15 protein-coding genes and 1 riboswitch are annotated in these 16422 nt (G+C 43.8%); of the genes, 8 read left to right on the top strand and 7 right to left on the bottom strand.

Translation table 11 applies throughout. The annotated features are described in order from the left end of the window. Window positions 1-54: 54 nt before the first annotated feature. A complete protein-coding gene (locus tag FTV14_RS09600; protein WP_180052427.1) occupies window positions 55-675 on the bottom strand; it encodes an alpha-ketoglutarate-dependent dioxygenase AlkB in 621 nt (206 codons plus the stop codon). A 160-nt stretch (window positions 676-835) separates the two neighbouring features. Between FTV14_RS09600 and FTV14_RS09605 the strand changes: the two genes are divergently transcribed. Continuing rightward, window positions 836-2638 carry an ABC transporter ATP-binding protein gene (locus FTV14_RS09605; RefSeq protein ID WP_159124355.1) on the top strand — a complete coding sequence of 601 codons (1803 nt, stop codon included), beginning with the start codon at window positions 836-838 and terminating at the stop codon, window positions 2636-2638. 75 nt (window positions 2639-2713) lie between these two features. Here the strand turns inward: FTV14_RS09605 and FTV14_RS09610 are convergent, their stop codons facing one another. From FTV14_RS09610 to FTV14_RS09625, 4 genes are all read right to left on the bottom strand, one after another. Next, window positions 2714-2959 (bottom strand): hypothetical protein, encoded by a 246-nt coding sequence (locus FTV14_RS09610; RefSeq protein WP_257219776.1) that lies wholly within the window; start codon window positions 2957-2959, stop codon window positions 2714-2716. Next, window positions 2908-3867 carry a glycosyltransferase family 2 protein gene (locus tag FTV14_RS09615; RefSeq protein ID WP_257219777.1) on the bottom strand — a complete coding sequence of 320 codons (960 nt, stop codon included), beginning with the start codon at window positions 3865-3867 and terminating at the stop codon, window positions 2908-2910. Before FTV14_RS09615 ends, FTV14_RS09610 begins: the two co-directional genes overlap by 52 nt. Window positions 3868-4395: 528 nt before the next feature. Beyond that, window positions 4396-5115: a phosphate signaling complex protein PhoU gene (gene phoU / locus FTV14_RS09620; RefSeq protein ID WP_180048013.1), complete on the bottom strand. Its 720-nt coding sequence runs from the start codon at window positions 5113-5115 to the stop codon at window positions 4396-4398. Window positions 5116-5213: 98 nt separating this feature from the next. Continuing rightward, the gene (locus tag FTV14_RS09625; protein WP_180053819.1) at window positions 5214-6563 is read right to left on the bottom strand and encodes a TolC family outer membrane protein; all 1350 of its coding nucleotides are present in this window, start codon (window positions 6561-6563) and stop codon (window positions 5214-5216) included. 281 nt (window positions 6564-6844) lie between these two features. On the opposite strand from FTV14_RS09625, the gene FTV14_RS09630 reads away from it, so the two are divergent. The 7 genes from FTV14_RS09630 (at window position 6845) to FTV14_RS09660 (ending at window position 13594) form a co-directional block, all read left to right on the top strand. Continuing rightward, the gene (locus tag FTV14_RS09630) at window positions 6845-7882 is read left to right on the top strand and encodes a hypothetical protein (protein WP_179992200.1); all 1038 of its coding nucleotides are present in this window, start codon (window positions 6845-6847) and stop codon (window positions 7880-7882) included. A gap of 96 nt (window positions 7883-7978) precedes the next feature. Continuing rightward, a riboswitch (TPP riboswitch) is annotated at window positions 7979-8107 on the top strand. Window positions 8108-8197: 90 nt separating this feature from the next. Beyond that, entirely contained in the window at window positions 8198-10093 is a 1896-nt protein-coding gene (gene thiC, locus FTV14_RS09635) for a phosphomethylpyrimidine synthase ThiC (RefSeq protein ID WP_180053820.1), read from the top strand. A gap of 79 nt (window positions 10094-10172) precedes the next feature. Further along, window positions 10173-10808: an NUDIX domain-containing protein gene (locus FTV14_RS09640; protein ID WP_180016624.1), complete on the top strand. Its 636-nt coding sequence runs from the start codon at window positions 10173-10175 to the stop codon at window positions 10806-10808. Then, on the top strand, window positions 10805-11617 hold the full coding sequence (locus tag FTV14_RS09645) for a metallophosphoesterase (protein WP_180052428.1): 813 nt from the start codon (window positions 10805-10807) through the stop codon (window positions 11615-11617). Before FTV14_RS09640 ends, FTV14_RS09645 begins: the two co-directional genes overlap by 4 nt. 209 nt (window positions 11618-11826) lie before the next feature. Continuing rightward, on the top strand, window positions 11827-12354 hold the full coding sequence (gene dksA, locus FTV14_RS09650; RefSeq protein WP_004787252.1) for an RNA polymerase-binding protein DksA: 528 nt from the start codon (window positions 11827-11829) through the stop codon (window positions 12352-12354). 2 nt (window positions 12355-12356) lie between these two features. Then, window positions 12357-13277, top strand: a complete 921-nt coding sequence (gluQRS, locus tag FTV14_RS09655) for a tRNA glutamyl-Q(34) synthetase GluQRS (RefSeq protein WP_180053821.1) — start codon at window positions 12357-12359, stop codon at window positions 13275-13277. A 56-nt stretch (window positions 13278-13333) separates the two neighbouring features. Further along, the gene (locus FTV14_RS09660; RefSeq protein WP_180053822.1) at window positions 13334-13594 is read left to right on the top strand and encodes a zinc ribbon domain-containing protein; all 261 of its coding nucleotides are present in this window, start codon (window positions 13334-13336) and stop codon (window positions 13592-13594) included. Here FTV14_RS09660 and ftsW read toward each other — a convergent pair. Together ftsW and murD are read right to left on the bottom strand one after the other, a co-directional pair. Further along, window positions 13583-14779: a putative lipid II flippase FtsW gene (ftsW, locus tag FTV14_RS09665; protein ID WP_004787257.1), complete on the bottom strand. Its 1197-nt coding sequence runs from the start codon at window positions 14777-14779 to the stop codon at window positions 13583-13585. The genes FTV14_RS09660 and ftsW overlap by 12 nt on opposite strands. 20 nt (window positions 14780-14799) lie before the next feature. Further along, complete coding sequence (gene murD, locus FTV14_RS09670; RefSeq protein WP_180016627.1) at window positions 14800-16146, bottom strand: UDP-N-acetylmuramoyl-L-alanine--D-glutamate ligase; 1347 nt, start codon at window positions 16144-16146, stop codon at window positions 14800-14802. Window positions 16147-16422 lie beyond the last annotated feature (276 nt).

Below are 16422 nucleotides of genomic sequence, written 5' to 3' on the forward strand. Positions count from 1 at the left end.
GGAATTTTAAATACTAATGAACTAGTATTTTTTGTTTTATCAAAGATAATTTAATTAAGGAAAAAAATAACGAAAAGTCAGGTTAATTCTAGGCTCCAGAACCCGAGTCGTTTTCCGGATACAATGTTTCCAGTAGTGTTGAGTCTGTCCACGCATCACAATCAACTGTCCACTTTGTAAAAGCAGATCTACTGTTTTATTTTCCGTTTTATGTTTAAAACTCATCTTGCGGGTTGCACCCAGACTGAGGGACGCAATCACATTTTCTTGAGATGTTCCTTGATATAGAGCAGCTTCATCATCACTATGCCAGCCCAGACCTTGTGAACCATCTTCATATAGATTCGCCAGACAGGAATTAAAGGAATGACCGACCAATTTTTCAATATGCTGCTTTAACCGAAATAGTCTTGGTGTCCAGATATGAGCTTGTTTAAAACTTCCGGAATAATGATATTGATAGTGTTCATCACCATACCAGACGACTTTTCGTCCAGTAATATAATGCTTGCCAAATAAAGTGACTTCATCCGCTTGCCAGGCCAGATGAGCTAGAAAATGCTGTAAATATTGCTGGCTCTGCTGCTCATTTAAAATCTGGCCATAATCCTCTACCACCCCATCAAAGGGTAATAAATTCACTTGAGATTCTGGCGCAAACAGGTCCAAAGTCATTTTAAAATCAGTCTAAAATTTACGATATCTTGCTGAAAAGATTGAGACTTAACCGGAAAAATTACAATCTAATTTCACAAATAAATACAACATTTACTCTTGTGAGTACCTCTATTCCTGCCTAGACTAAATTCAACTTTGACAATAAAAATAATTGCTTATGAATTTATGGCAGCTGTTTTTAAAACTTCGTCCCTTTGTCAGCCCTTATCGGCTCCTGGTGATTGCGACCCTCATTCTGACCCTGATCGGTTCCTTTACTGCTCAGGTCAATGCACTGACCCTGCAATATGCAGTCGACAGTATCAATGCTTTGCTGGAACAAGGACAAGGGCTAGATGAAGGCTGGCATATCCTGATCACTATCTCTGCCATTTTACTCGGTAAGGAAGTGGTGAATGCGCTGGTACAGTTTGGGCAGAAGTTTTATGGAGAAAAGCTGCGGATTTTTATTTCCCAAGATCTGGCTCAAGGCATTATTGAAAAGTTTTTAAAGTATCGGCTGGCATTTTTTAATCAGGATAATAATCAGGCCGGAAAATTGCAGACCCGGATCGACCGCGGAATTGGCTCCCTCACCCGACTGGTCCAGATCTTTTTCATTGATATTTTTCCTCTATTTACCAGTGCAATTGTCGCGCTCGGATTGATGTACTATGCCAATTTTTATGTCGGGCTGGTCGCCACAGCGATTGTACCGATCTACTTCTGGCTCACCTATAAACAGGCACAAAAACTTGGTGGATGGCGCCGTAGTCTGAGAGATGGCCGGGAAAAAAAGAGCCAAGGGATTCTCAGTATCATCAATTCAATTACAGTCATCAAATCCTTTAACCGGGAATCAATTGAATCAGACAAGCAGCTGAGCTTGCAGCGTGAACTGACCGATAACCAGATGAAAACCCGGCAAACCAGCTTCCTGTTTGATGGCTTAAAAACCTTTATTGAACAGATCGGCATAGTCCTGATTATTATTCTGACCTCCTATTTTGTACTGGATGGCCAGATGAGTATCGGCATGATCATGTACCATGTGCTGCTCTTTAATAACGTCTCTGCCCCGATTCGCTCGTTGCACCGGATTTATGATGAAGTGAATGATGCCATGATCTATTCAGAAAGCTTCTTTAATATTCTGGAAGCGGATGCTGAAATTGAACAGAGTGGCCAGCAAAAACCACCTGTCCAAGGCCGATTTGAGCTAAGTGGCGTGAATTTTTATTATCCGAATGGGCATCATGCTTTAAAAGATATCAATATGGAAATCCGCCCCAATACCATTACCGCACTGGTAGGATTATCGGGAGCCGGAAAATCAACCTTGATCAGTCTGCTCGATAAATTTTATGAACCACAGGAAGGCCAGATCAAGCTGGATGGGATCGACTTAAAAGATTATGACACTCAATATTTACGTGATCATATCGGATTAGTATTACAGAAAAATCATATTTTCCAGGGCACAATTTTTGACAATATCCGTTATGGCAAAACCAATGCCAGTATGGATGAGGTGATTGCAGCTGCTCAAAAAGCCTCAATTCATGAACAGATTTTACAGCTACCGGATGGTTATGATTCCGATGCCCTGCAACTGTCCGGCGGTCAGCAACAGCGAATTGCCATCGCACGGATGTTCCTGAAAAACCCGCCGATTATTTTTCTGGATGAACCAACGGCAAGCCTGGATGCCATTGCAACAGAACAAATTAAACAGAGTTTGGATCAGATCAAGCAAGGCCGTACCGTGATTATTATTTCGCATAGCCTGTCTCAGATTATTGATGCAGACTATACCTATGTGATGAAAGAAGGTTGTATTGCCGAACACGGTGAACATGACGCGCTTTATCATCAGGACGGCGTGTATAAGGAAATTTTTGATGCAATGGCCAAGAGCCTGAATATTGAAAAAATTGCCAAGACTTTTGAAGATGATGCAGAGGAAGAAACGCATAGTTAGCTCTTCATTAGACTATCCCTAAAAAAGAAAAGCGGTCTTTAAAGACCGTTTAAAATCAAGATTCATCGTCCAGTATTAAAACCGCATAATCCATTCACCCCTGATATAACGATAATCGTAATTCGGACCATAGAAAGAAGCACTGCGGTTATATCCGGCATTCATCCGCAGAAATTGCGAGCCACGAACAGGACTTTGTACATTAAGCTCAAATAGCCGGGTAGACTGGCTCGGATCCTGATTGATTTTTTCTCGGCCAAAGCCTGCCGTTAAGCCTGCAGACCAGCCAGCAAAACGCTGACGCCAGCCAAGAGCGAGCATCGATTCTTGATAATCTTCTGGGTTGAAGTACTCTCTACCCACATTAAAATACTAGGATGTTTAATGAATACCTCAATCATGCCACGAGCCCAACGCTGACGCTGTTTAACAAACACTTTAAGCGTCGTCGGTGCATTGGTAAACAGGCAGGCATCCTCACAATGGCCAATCCGATAACCTGCATTTAACAAGGCCCAGGTCAGTACAATATCTTCACCTACACATTCAGGCCAGCCGCCGACTTCAATCAGGGCATTACGGTCATAAATAGAGAAAGCACCTTGCGCTACCAGAGTTCCCTGATAAAGAGATTGCAGGCGTTTGGTTGCCGAGATACCCAGAAAATAATCCCATTCCTGAGTTTTGGTCAGCAGATTGGTACGCGAATTACGTACCAGAATTTTACCTGCAACCGCACGTGTATTTGGAGGATCTGCCACATAGCGCTCAACAATATTAATCAGAGCAATACGATGGAGATAAGAATCCGCATCGACGGTAATCACCAGATCATGTTCGGCAAGTTTCAGGCCTTCATTTAAGGCATGCGCCTTCCCTGCATTTTGCTTTAAATCTAGTAAAGTCAGCCAGGGAAATCTTGATTCTGCTTTGCGGACAATCTCTGCGGTTTCATCCTGAGAACCATCATTAATCACAATAACCTGTAATTTTCCCGGATATTTTTGCTGGTTAATACTGACCAAAGTGTCTTCAATTGACGCGGCTTCATTGTAGGCTGCGACCAACATGGTAATCCCTGGATAAACCGCTAATGGCTGACGTTTAGGTCGTCTGTCCATCATCAGGCTGAATGCCGCAAATGAGTTCATAAATCCTGGAATAATGGCAATACCATAGATCAGGAAAATAGCCCAAAAATAACCGATATAGCTGCTCAAATCATGCATCTAGTCCTGAGCAATCCAGATGGAAAATACGGTCCAAAAACACGCACCCATTAACGCGATCACAAACTTTAACTGCACAGAAAAATAAATTCGGGAAGCTTCTCTTTGACTTTCATCAATGATCATGAATTTTCTCTTAAATATATAATTTCACTGAGTAAATTAATGCAGGGTTAGGTTTAGACCAGAAGTATGTGACTGATAACAAAAGAGCTTCGTTTTTCTTTCTTATCTATAGGTTTGATGAGCACATGAAAAAATCTTTTCACTTTCTGAAAATAATTCCATTTTCATAAATCAACCCGCATTTTGCTAAATTATATACAACTTTTGTATGTTTTTTGATAAATAGTTCACATTTCTTTTAATTAAATTTATAACGATTATTAGTAATTGTTATTTATGTGATTTTTCTCATAGTAATATTAAGGAACGCCTATCCTATCTAGCTTTCACAATATCAAGAATATATTTTTGAAATAAAAAAAGCCTGCACAATGCAGGCTTTTTATCATTATTTAGGTTTGCTTAACGCTGAAATTTTTGCTCAATTTCTTCGACACTGCTATGCCGTACATCCAGGCCCTTGACCATATAAATGACCTGTTCCGAAATATTACGTGCATGGTCTCCAATGCGTTCCAGTGAGCGTAGCACCCAAAGCACATTGATCACTCGGCTAATATGCCGTGGATCTTCAATCATATAAGTCATTAAGGTACGGGTAGCGGACTGATATTCCCGGTCAATATCGGCATCGGCCTGCATCACGCGCAGCGCTTGGTCTATATCCAGACGAGCAAAGGCATCCAATGCATCATGAATCATCACTCGAACTTGGTTACCAATATGTCGGGTTTCCATATAACCGCGTGGTGAACCACCCTCTTCACACAAAGTCTGGGCAATACGGGCAATTTTCGATGCTTCATCTCCAATCCGTTCCAGATCGGTATTGGCCTTGGACATGGCAAGCACCATGCGCAGATCAATAGCAGCAGGATGACGGCGAGCCAAAATCAGGGTGAGTGCCTCATCAATTTCACCTTCCAGGCGGTTCACAATATTGTCCTGAAACTGCACATCGACCGCCATGGCAGCATCTGTATCCAGCAGCGCATGAATGGCATTGGCTACCTGCTGTTCTACCATGCCACCCATGGTCATGAACTTGGTATTTACATCCTGCAATTCTTCATTGAATTGCGAAGAAATATGATGACTGAGCACAGGATTATTGGGACTCAAGGAAATCTACTCCAGAACAGGAAAAGGCAAGAACACATCATGAAATGTCATTAAAGCATGACCATCATGAAAGTTTGATGACAACTCATTAGTCGTCTTTAAGAACGGTCATATTCAATGAGCCAGGCATTCATCTCTGCCAGTTCCTTTTCTGTCAATTGTCCTACTGAAGCCTGTAATTGCAGTACATGCAGCAAATAATCATATTTGGCATTCAGATAGTCAGTCTTGGCAGAGAAGGCATTGCGCTGGGCCAGTAATACATCCACCATGGTTTTTAAACCTTCCTGATATTGAGCTCTGGAAGCTTGAGAAACGATATCTGAAGACTGCATCGCTGCTTTACGTGCATTCAGCTTGGCCTCATCCGTTTCTACCTGCAGATAAGACTGTTTGACATCGGTGTTGGCTTTGCGAATGGCAGCATCCAGTTGGGCTTCACTTCGCTGCACATTTACGCCGGCCTGACGAATACTTTTTTGGGTTCGGCCCCCGGTAAACAGGTTCCAGTTAACTTCGACACCAATCTGGTCAAAATCCCCATTGGTTGATAACACTGTTTCAGGGGTCTGCTTCAAATAGCCATAGATTCCAACGGCTTCAACCTGAGGATAGAGAGCAGCCTGCTCCACCCGTTTGGCATCTTCAGAATAGCGTTTCTGCAAACGTGCCTGCAAAATTTCCAGATTCTGGTTTTGTGCCAGTTCGGTCCAGGAACCGATATTACTTGGAACAGGTTTCTGGAACTGGAAATCCTCACGCAGAACCGCCAGATTTTCCTGATAAGGTCCAATCAACTGAGCCAACTGTTCCTGAGCTAGAACCAACTGCACCTGTGTAGAAATCCGGTTAGCTTGCGCACTCTGATATTGGGCATTGGCTTCACTGACATCACTTCTCGCTACGAGCCCTTCTCGAAGTTTGGCATTCATCATCCTTAACTGTTCTGATAAAGCCTGCTCTTCCTGTAAATAAGCTGTGGTTAAAGACTGCTGACGTAAAACATTAAAATAGGCTTCTGCCACCTGCAAAATATGCTGCTGCTTTTGCAGACGTAAATTAACTTCGCTGAGTTCTACCGAGGTTTTAACCTGCTTATAACCCTGCCAGGCATCCCAGCGGAATAAAGGCTGACGTGCAGTGACTGCAATCTGACGCGTGGTCGTACTCGAACCTTGTAGTTCCCCAAATTCGGCAGGCAAACCTTCTATCGATGAATTATCAGCAGACTGGTTTTTACGGGTTACATTTCCAGATAAAGTCACAGTCGGCAATAAATTTCCGCTGGCAATGCCCAGATTGAGCTGGTCCGACTGGTATTGCAACAGATTCGCCTGCCAGTTCGGATCATTTTGCTGGGCACGCTGATAAGCTTCAAGCAGATCCAGCGCAAACAGTGTCGGACTGACACCCAATAAACAGACACTGACGATGAGTTTTAATTTCATTTTATAGTTTTCACCCCTACAGCCATTTCAATCATCAGATTAAGGCGCTTTAAACCCAGCAATACTAAAGATTTCTTTTGATTTTTTACGTATGACTTTTATTAATTTTCTCTTATAGATCCACGATTTTATTCAATATTCCTCCTATTTTCCCCTTCCTGCATCCTAGCTTAACAAAGCCATTCACAATACTACACATAGAACTTGAATTAGATCTATACAATATAGCTCCCAGTAAGGCAGTTATTTCTGATTTCATCTATATAGAGTCCTGAAGCATAGTGTTAACGCGAATTCATTCGATATTCAAAGTTTGTTTTGTTTTCAGCAGTTTGCTGTTCGTAGGCGGATGCCAGCAATCCTCAGAACCGCAAGTTGAAATGGAACAGGCCGAGGTTAAAACAGTTCAATCTCCCGCGAACGATTTCACCCTCATGTGTGAAAATATTGAAAAAAACATGTCCCAGATTAATGAACAGCGCACCACTTTTGCACTGGAACAGATTAATCAGGACCTTAAAGTGTGTCTGCCGCTCATGGAACTGGCCGAGCAGAAACACCTGATGCAGCGTTCCACAGAAATGTATCAACGCTTCCTGCATGTGGAACGTACCGAATTTCAGCAGCGTGCTTTCGAGCAATATGCCTTAGATATGGCTCAGCATCCTACTATTCAGCAAAGCCACTTTGAACAGTTGACCACACGCGACCAGTATTTATTGAAGCATAAAGGTCAGGCCTATGTAGAACTGCTGGATCAGGGCAATGGCACGCTACAATATCGTCGTAGCCCGGAATATCTGGTACGTATCTTTGCGCCGTATTTACCAGCTGCCGAAAAGGTATTTATTGAAAATCTGGCTGAGCAGAATATGGAACCGGTCTTGGTCGAAAAACGCTTACAGCTTGAAGCTGCCAATATTGCCGCTCGCGCTTTATTCTGGGAAGATTATCTGCAAACTTATCCGAAAAGTAGCTATCAGCGCGATGCCGAATATCTGCTGAAACAATATACTTATTTCCTGTTCAGAGGCAGCGAGCAATCGCCAATCTCTGAGGATTATCGTGACCGTTATTCAGTAGAAACCAGCCATCTGGAAACTATTATTGGTCTAGCGCGTGGTCAGAAATCCAAGTTATCGACACAGGCGCAATTATTTTTAGAGTTTCTGGACATGAATCCTGAACAGCGTCAGCGTGCCTTAGCTGCGGAATATCGTGACCGTTCCAGCACTGAACAGATTTTATATTATGCTCAAGTCACCCCACCCTCACAGAACTATGGTAAAGACTGCTTTAAGGATGCGATCTGTCTTTAAAACAATCTTTTCTTAAAAATCGATGAGATAGCCGAAAATCAGCAACTCCTCCCAATTTAAAGCTACTTTTTAAATACCAACTAAGCTAAGATTTAGCCTCGCTTGACGGAGCGCGAGTAATAACTCGCTGAGATCACTTAAATCAGCCTTTTCGGCCATTTGATAGTGAGTACCGTTGAACCTGATCAGGTTAATACCTGCGTAGGAATCAAGCCATCTAAAAACGACTACCCTTGTTTTATCTACTCCCAGATAATTCTGTCCACGTTTTTGGTCGTGCTTGATTCGTTGATGTCATTCATAAGGATCATTGTAATGAGCCAGTTAACGAATCTTTCTTCTGAAACTCCCCTTACTCCACACGAGCAGGAAGCGCGCGATCTGACCCGCATTCTGCCGGCTTCCCGTAAAGTTTATCTGCAAGGCTCGCGTCCTGATATTCAGGTGCCCATGCGAGAAATTTCTCTCAGCGAAACTCCGACTGGTCTGGGCGGTGAATATAATGCACCGTTGATGGTCTATGACACTTCAGGGGTTTATACCGATCCAAATGTTGAAATTGATCTGAATAAAGGCCTACCAAATCTGCGTGAAGGCTGGATTGAACAACGTAATGACACAGAAATGCTGGATGATTTAAGTTCTGAGTTTGGTCGCCAACGTCTGCGCGATATCCGTACTGCCAATATCCGCTTTGCCCATATTCAGAAACCACGCCGGGCTAAACTTGGCCAGAATGTGACCCAGATGCACTATGCCAAACAGGGCATTATTACGCCGGAAATGGAATATATCGCGATTCGGGAAAACTTGCGTCAGCTGGAAGGGACCGATATGCGTCAGCATCCGGGACAGAATTTTGGTGCCAAAAATTTACAGGAAATCACCCCTGAATTTGTCCGTCAGGAAGTCGCTGCAGGCCGTGCCATTATTCCTGCCAATATCAATCACCCTGAACTGGAACCAATGATCATCGGGCGCAATTTCCTGGTGAAAATCAATGCCAATATCGGGAACTCCGCACTAGGTTCAAGTATTGAAGAAGAAGTGTCAAAAATGACCTGGGCGACCCGCTGGGGTGCCGACACTATTATGGATCTGTCGACTGGTCAAAACATCCATGAAACCCGTGAATGGATTATCCGTAACTCTCCAGTGCCAATCGGTACCGTACCAATTTATCAGGCACTAGAAAAAGTCAACGGTGTAGCTGAAGACCTGACCTGGGAAATCTTTAAAGATACCTTGATTGAACAGGCTGAACAGGGCGTGGATTACTTCACGATTCATGCCGGTGTGTTATTGCGTTATGTACCACTGACCGCGAATCGTCTGACTGGTATTGTGTCACGTGGTGGTTCGATCATGGCACAGTGGTGTCTGGCACATCATCAGGAAAACTTCCTCTATACTCATTTCGATGAAATTTGTGAAATCATGAAAGCCTATGATGTGTCTTTCAGCCTTGGGGATGGCTTACGTCCGGGCTGTATTCAGGATGCCAATGACGAAGCGCAATTTGCCGAGCTACGGACTTTAGGTGAACTAACGCATCGTGCCTGGGAACATGATGTACAGGTGATGATCGAAGGTCCTGGCCATGTACCGATGCATATGATTAAGGAAAATATGGATCTGCAGCTGGAAGTCTGTAAGGAAGCGCCTTTTTATACTCTTGGGCCGTTAACCACAGATATCGCACCGGGTTATGACCACATTACTTCGGCGATAGGTGCCGCGATGATTGGCTGGTACGGTACGGCAATGCTTTGCTACGTGACACCGAAAGAACATTTAGGCTTGCCGAACAAGAAAGATGTCAAAGATGGCATCATTACCTACAAGATTGCTGCACATGCTGCTGATCTGGCCAAAGGTCATCCGGGAGCACAAGCGCGTGACAATGCCCTGTCCAAAGCCCGCTTTGAATTCCGTTGGGAAGACCAGTTTAACTTGAGTCTAGATCCGGACACAGCACGCAGCATGCATGATGAAACCATGCCAAAAGCGGCGCATAAATCAGCTCACTTCTGCTCGATGTGCGGACCAAAGTTCTGTTCAATGAAAATCACCCAGAATGTGCGGGATTATGCCAGCCAGTTATCTGCTGATGGAACCCCGGCTGTAACGCAGGCAGAGATTGAAGCCGGCCTTAAGCAGATGAAAAACGATTTCCACAGCTCTGGTCAAAAATTGTACCACAAGGTGTAAAACCGTAAAAAAAACAGTTGTTTTCATAAAAATCTCAGATAGGATGAAAAAAATAAGTTATTTCATCCTTTTCTGAGTTATGAATATTATTAAACAAGCCTCTTATAATAAAAAAGATTTTAGGATAGAGGCCCGTGAGTTTTTATATCGGGGATTTATTCAGGTGGAAAAAGTCACGTTACGTCATCGTGTCTTCCATCAGGAATCTTATACACCTGCATTGCAGCGTGAGCTCATCCATCGTCCTGAAGCCGCTGGGGTACTGCTGTATAACGATCAACAGCAAAAATTCGGCTTGATTGAACAGTTCCGTATTGGCGGGCTGGATGATCAGGATACGCCATGGCAACTAGAAGTCATTGCCGGTGTACTGGATGGCGATGAAACGCCTGAGACCTGTATTCGCCGCGAAGCTTTCGAAGAGTCAGGCTGCACTGTTGATTCCTTACAGCATCTTTTCAGTTTCTACCCTTCTGCCGGTGCCTGCTCGGAACTGTTTCATCTTTATGTCGCCCAGACTGAACTGCCTGAAGAAGGCGGTGTTTTTGGTATGCCGGATGAAGGGGAAAATATCCAGCTGCACATTCTGGATTATGCCGATATTCCGACCCTGCTGAATAATGGTCGCCTTAGAAATGCACCTGTGATTATGGCCTTACAATGGCTACAACAGCATCAACAGGCTGTCCCATCAGGTTTAAGGGGGCAGACATGACATCGGAACAATTCAGTCCTGCATCGCCACAAGAATGGACCATTATCCAGATTTCTGATACCCACTTGATGGATCAGCCCAATCTGGAATTCGCGAATATGAATCCCGAGCAGAGCTTCCATGAAGTCATGCAGCATATTCAGTATAATTTTCCAGGAATGGATGCACTCGTACATACGGGTGATCTGGCACAGGTGCCGATCGCAGAAACCTATACGCGTTATTTAAAATATATCCAGTCTTGCCAGGTGCCCTATTACCAGATTCCGGGCAATCATGATGACATCAAGGTCTTTCCTTTTTATCAGGATCGAGATCAGGCTCATGCGATTCATTTTGGCAACTGGACCCTGATTTTACTAAATAGTGCAGTCCAGGATCGGATAGATGGTTGGGTAGAGCAGGCTCAACTGGAACAGCTAGACCAATTATTGCTTGAATATCGTAATCAGCATGTGGTTGTGGCTTGCCATCATCATCCTTTTGCGATGAAGTCGCACTGGATTGACCAGCACCGGCTAAAGAATGCCGAAGATCTAAAAGATGTACTGGCCCGGCACCAGAATGTGAAGCTGGTTCTGTTTGGTCATGTGCATCAGGATTCCTGCAATGAATGGCACGGTATCCAGTTTTTATCGACGCCATCGACCAGCGTACAGTTCAAACCCAAGAGTGATGAATTCGCGCTAGACCAGGCGGCACCTGGCTATCGTGTATTACATTTGAAACAAAATGGGGAGTTCGATACACATATCGAACGTGTGACCTTAAGCCAGCAAAATATTAATACCGAAATTTCAGGTTATTAACTTTGCATTTTATTTTTTTTGAATTACTTTATTGCAACCAAAGGAAATGTGATATCTATAATCCAGACATCAAAGACTATCAAAAAGCATAAAAAGTCTATATGATGACGACCCCCGTAGGAGGATAATCTTTCTACAGGGTGGATAAAAATTGCATATCACCATATTTTTTGCGTATTAACATACGCATATGATGAGGAATGCCCTAAATGGCGAATGACAACCAAAATCAAGTCTTAGACGAACAAACTGATGTTGTAGAGGAAAAACCTACAAAACGTGTGCGCAAATCTAAGCCGAAAACGACTGAGGGTGGTTCTACTGCTAGCTTATTTGGTATTGAACCTTATCAACCTAAAAAAAATGAAGAATACATGTCTGAAGGGCAGCTTGAACACTTCCGCCAAATCTTGATGGCATGGAAAGCTGAACTGATGTCAGAAGTTGATCGTACTTTAAATACGATGCAAGACGAAAACACTGCACTCCCTGATGTAAACGACCGTGCGACTCAGGAAGAAGAATTTGCCATCGAACTTCGTACTCGTGACCGTGAACGTAAATTGATCCGCAAAATCGAGCAATCTATCGAAGCGATTAAAAACGATGACTACGGTTTCTGTGAAACTTGTGGTATCGAAATTGGTCTGCGCCGTCTAGAAGCACGTCCAACTGCAACTTTATGTATCGACTGCAAAACTTTGGCAGAGATCAAAGAGAAGCAAAATAACGGTTAAGCATGTCTTTAAGTAATCCCTCCCTGACCCTCCCTTTATCAAAGGAAGGGAAAGCTGAAGAGAATTACGTGGGCCGGTTCGCGCCATCGCCAACCGGCCCTTTGCATTTTGGTTCTCTCATTACCGCAGTCGCTAGTTACTGCGATGCCAAAGCCCATCAGGGGCGCTGGCTAGTCCGCATTGAAGATACCGACATCCCGCGAATTTATCCCGGCAGCGAAGAACATATTTTGCGTGCCTTGGATGCTTTTGAATTCGAGCCAGATGGTGAAATCATTTATCAGAAAGATCGTCTGGATATTTACGAAAATGTGATCCAACAACTGCGTCAGCAGGGTCTGGTCTATGCCTGCCAATGTACCCGCAAAATGCTGGGTTCTAATCATATTTATCAGGACACCTGTCGTGACTTAGGTTTGTCTTTTGAACATCAGGCGATTCGGGTCAAAGTTGAAGATGTTGAAATCTGTTTTGAAGACCGTCTGCAAGGCCGACACTGCTCACAACTGAAAAAGGACTTGGGCGATTTTGTCTTAAAACGCCGTGATGGCATCATGAATTATCAGTTGGCAGTCGTAGTCGATGACTATCTGCAAGGCATGACCCATGTAGTCCGTGGCACAGACCTTTTGGACAACACTGAACGTCAGATTTACCTAGGTCAATTACTAGGTTATCCGCGTTTAAGCTATATGCATTTACCACTGGCAATGAATGATCAGGGCCAGAAACTATCTAAACAAAACTTGGCGCAAGCACTGGATCTTGATCAGGCTCCCCTGCTCTTGCAAAAAGCACTTCAAGCCCTCTGTCAGGTGCCCGTAGAACTGGATCGCCCTGCTCATATGCTCGAACAAGCCGTCGCACAATGGGATATTTCCCGAATCCCGCATACAACTGAGCTACAAGGTCACTATTTATAAAAACAGGTTTTCACTTAAGCTAAAAGCAATAACAAAGGCGAGTGAGGACTATAAAAATGTTTTTTATTTTTGGTGTAGGACCGAAAACCAAAGTCATTGAGAAAAGTCAGTTTCTTTGTCCAGTCTGCCGAACCCGTTCTGGGTATGAACTCAAACAGCAGCGTAATTATTTTTCTTTATTTTTTATTCCGCTGATTCCACTTTCTAAGGCAAAAAGTACTTTTGTGCGTTGCCTGAACTGTGGAACTGTCATGCCGAGCACAGTACTTGACCATGCTCAGCCCGATCCACAGCGTCCGTCTAATCTAGAAGCTTGACTCTTCCCGACTTGGATTAACTTGTTGAGTCGTTGAGTCAATTTTCAGAATCAAACTGATCATCACTGCACAGACAATGAGTGATGAACCACCATAACTAATAAATGGCAGGGTCAAACCTTTGGTTGGCAATAGACCCATATTCATCCCGGCGTTTACCAGAATCTGTAACAGGAAAATGATACTGATCCCATAAGCCAGATAACCTGCGCGCAAGTATTGATGCTGCAAGGCACGATGTCCAATCCGGATACAGCAGACCATCACGGTAAAGGACAGAATCAGAATGGTAGAAATACCCAAGAAACCAAATTCTTCCCCTAAGATCGCCAACATAAAGTCAGTATGCGCTTCCGGCAGATATGACATTTTCTGGATACTGTGGCCTAGCCCTACCCCGGTCCATTCGCCACGACCAAACGCCATCAAGGCATTCGAAAGCTGATAACCGGTACCAAGCGGATCTTCCCAAGGATTCGAGAAAGACAATAAACGTTGTAAACGATAAGGTTCCAGAGCAATCGCAGCAGCAAATGCACCCAATAAAGTAATAAAAGCGACACCGAACTGAATCCAGGGTGCACCAGCCAGGAAGAATACACCGAGCATGGTCAGGGTGATTACCACTGTTGCCCCTAAGTCAGGCTCAAGAATAATCAGGCCAACGGTTGCACCCATGATGGCACTTAATCGTACCAAGCCTTTGATATTATTACGAACCTCTTCAGCACGACGGACTACATAGTCAGCGGTAAAAATCGCCATCATGACCTTAGCGACTTCGGAAGCCTGCAAGGTAAAACCGGCTACCCGAATCCAGCGCTTGGAGCCGTTTACTTCAGTCCCGACAAAGAGTACGGCGACCAGCAAAACAATGGTAATAATCCATAAAAAGAAAGTGTTATTGAACCAGACTTTTAATGGAACTTTATAGGCTAAAAAGGCTGCACCCGCCGCAACCAGAATCGAGATCGCATGTCGGGTCACATAATGGAAAGCATTCTCATGCATCCGTTCCGCATAAGGCATCGAAGCCGATGCCACCATGATCGAACCGATGCACAGCAAAGCCAGCACACAAAAAATCAGCACATTACGCGGATTAACTTCAGCGGGTAACTTAGGTACCCACTGCTGATAAAATTGATTAATTTTATTGATCGCAGTCTGAGCAAACTCAGCCATATCACGAATCCTTGTTATTCTTAATTGAGTTCATTCACATAGGCCACAAACTTCCGACCACGTTCCGGATAACCGGAGAACATGTCAAAACTTGCACATGCAGGAGACAATAACACGACATCATGTGCTTGAGTGCGCTTCTGACAAATTTCTACTGCTTCCTGCAGGCTTTCTGCATGCACCAGCTCAGTTGTACCCGCAATGGCTTTTTCAATAATTGGACGGTCCACACCAATTAATACAGCTATTTTTGCATACTTAGATAATGAGTCACGTAAAGCAGTAAAGTCCTGACCTTTACCCTGACCGCCAAGAATAATGGCAACTTTACCACCTTGAGCTTCGATTGCCATGCCCAAGCCATCAAGTGCTGCCAGTGTTGCACCAATATTGGTTCCTTTGGAGTCATTATAATAACGTACCCCATTGACTTCTTTAACAAATTCGCAGCGATGTTCCAAACCTTTGAAGGTTTTTAACGTATCCAGCATAACGTCCATTGGCAGGCCAATTGCTTCACCTAGAGCCAGACAAGCCAAGGCATTCGCCACATTATGGGTACCTTGAATGTACATGTCAGAACTTTTGAGCAGACGTTCACGACCACGTGCCAGCCAGATCGTGCCATCCTTATCTTTGAGAATACCGTACTGGTTGATGTCGGGTGCATTCAAACCAAAGCTCTGCATCGGTGTTGCATCTGGAACCAGTGGACGGGTCAGTGAATCATCACGGTTAAACACCACTTTTTTCACGCCTTGGAAAATACGGTGTTTGGCGGTGTGATAACCCATCATGTCGCCATGACGATCCAGATGGTCTTCACTCATATTCAGAACAACAGCCACTTCAGCCTGCAAGTTTGATGTGGTTTCTAACTGGAAGCTCGACAACTCCAAAATATACAGTTCAGGATCATCTTTGGTCAGATCCAGTGCTGGACGACCAAGATTCCCCCCAACCGCCACTTTTTTACCCGCATTCGCTGCCATCAGACCGATTAAAGTAGTTACGGTACTTTTGGCATTGGAACCGGTAATCGCCACAATCGGCTTATCAGTCGCACGACGTAAAATCTGGATTTCACTTACCACAGGAATACCTTGATCTAGTGCTGCCTGGATTTCAGGCAGTTTTGGATCGAGTCCCGGGCTGATGATAATTTCTTCGGCAGAGAGCAACAGATTCTGGTCAAACTTGCCAAAACTAGTCTGTACTTCCGCAGGAATCTGGTCATGTCCTGGTGGGGTAGCTCTTGAGTCCGTTACTGCAACGCGGTAGCCCTGGTCATGTAAGAAGTTGACCGCTGCAACACCTGAAATCCCGAGTCCTGCAACGACTTTTAATCCACCACGTTGTATTAACATTTTCGCCCCATTTTCTGGTCTATTTTAAAACTGACGAAATGGTAGCACTTTGCTGTTTTGAATGCTTTTTCTGTTTTGACTTTCTCTGGCATTTTTTGTGTCAGGGCGTAAAAAAATATCGTTAAATCTTCATCTTTAATCGGTTTAATAATTAATAAATTTTTATTGGAGCCATCATGGGAATAAAAGTTAAGACTATGCTATCCATAACTTGAAAGGAAAATCAGATAACGCTTCCATTCATAATATAGAAAAATAGTGGATTCTTTTCACCTA

This window comes from Acinetobacter sp. YH12236 (assembly GCF_013417645.1).
Lineage (GTDB): Bacteria > Pseudomonadota > Gammaproteobacteria > Pseudomonadales > Moraxellaceae > Acinetobacter.

What these genes read in the sequence shown, in the direction of transcription:
- FTV14_RS09600 (WP_180052427.1), bottom strand. Translation starts at nt 675, where the DNA reads ATGACTTTGGACCTGTTTGCGCCAGAATCTCAAGTGAATTTATTACCC.
- FTV14_RS09605 (WP_159124355.1), top strand. Translation starts at nt 836, where the DNA reads ATGAATTTATGGCAGCTGTTTTTAAAACTTCGTCCCTTTGTCAGCCCT.
- FTV14_RS09610 (WP_257219776.1), bottom strand. Translation starts at nt 2,959, where the DNA reads ATGCTCGCTCTTGGCTGGCGTCAGCGTTTTGCTGGCTGGTCTGCAGGC.
- FTV14_RS09615 (WP_257219777.1), bottom strand. Translation starts at nt 3,867, where the DNA reads ATGCATGATTTGAGCAGCTATATCGGTTATTTTTGGGCTATTTTCCTG.
- FTV14_RS09625 (WP_180053819.1), bottom strand. Translation starts at nt 6,563, where the DNA reads ATGAAATTAAAACTCATCGTCAGTGTCTGTTTATTGGGTGTCAGTCCG.
- thiC (WP_180053820.1), top strand. Translation starts at nt 8,198, where the DNA reads ATGAGCCAGTTAACGAATCTTTCTTCTGAAACTCCCCTTACTCCACAC.
- FTV14_RS09640 (WP_180016624.1), top strand. Translation starts at nt 10,173, where the DNA reads ATGAATATTATTAAACAAGCCTCTTATAATAAAAAAGATTTTAGGATA.
- FTV14_RS09645 (WP_180052428.1), top strand. Translation starts at nt 10,805, where the DNA reads ATGACATCGGAACAATTCAGTCCTGCATCGCCACAAGAATGGACCATT.
- dksA (WP_004787252.1), top strand. Translation starts at nt 11,827, where the DNA reads ATGGCGAATGACAACCAAAATCAAGTCTTAGACGAACAAACTGATGTT.
- gluQRS (WP_180053821.1), top strand. Translation starts at nt 12,357, where the DNA reads ATGTCTTTAAGTAATCCCTCCCTGACCCTCCCTTTATCAAAGGAAGGG.
- FTV14_RS09660 (WP_180053822.1), top strand. Translation starts at nt 13,334, where the DNA reads ATGTTTTTTATTTTTGGTGTAGGACCGAAAACCAAAGTCATTGAGAAA.
- ftsW (WP_004787257.1), bottom strand. Translation starts at nt 14,779, where the DNA reads ATGGCTGAGTTTGCTCAGACTGCGATCAATAAAATTAATCAATTTTAT.
- murD (WP_180016627.1), bottom strand. Translation starts at nt 16,146, where the DNA reads ATGTTAATACAACGTGGTGGATTAAAAGTCGTTGCAGGACTCGGGATT.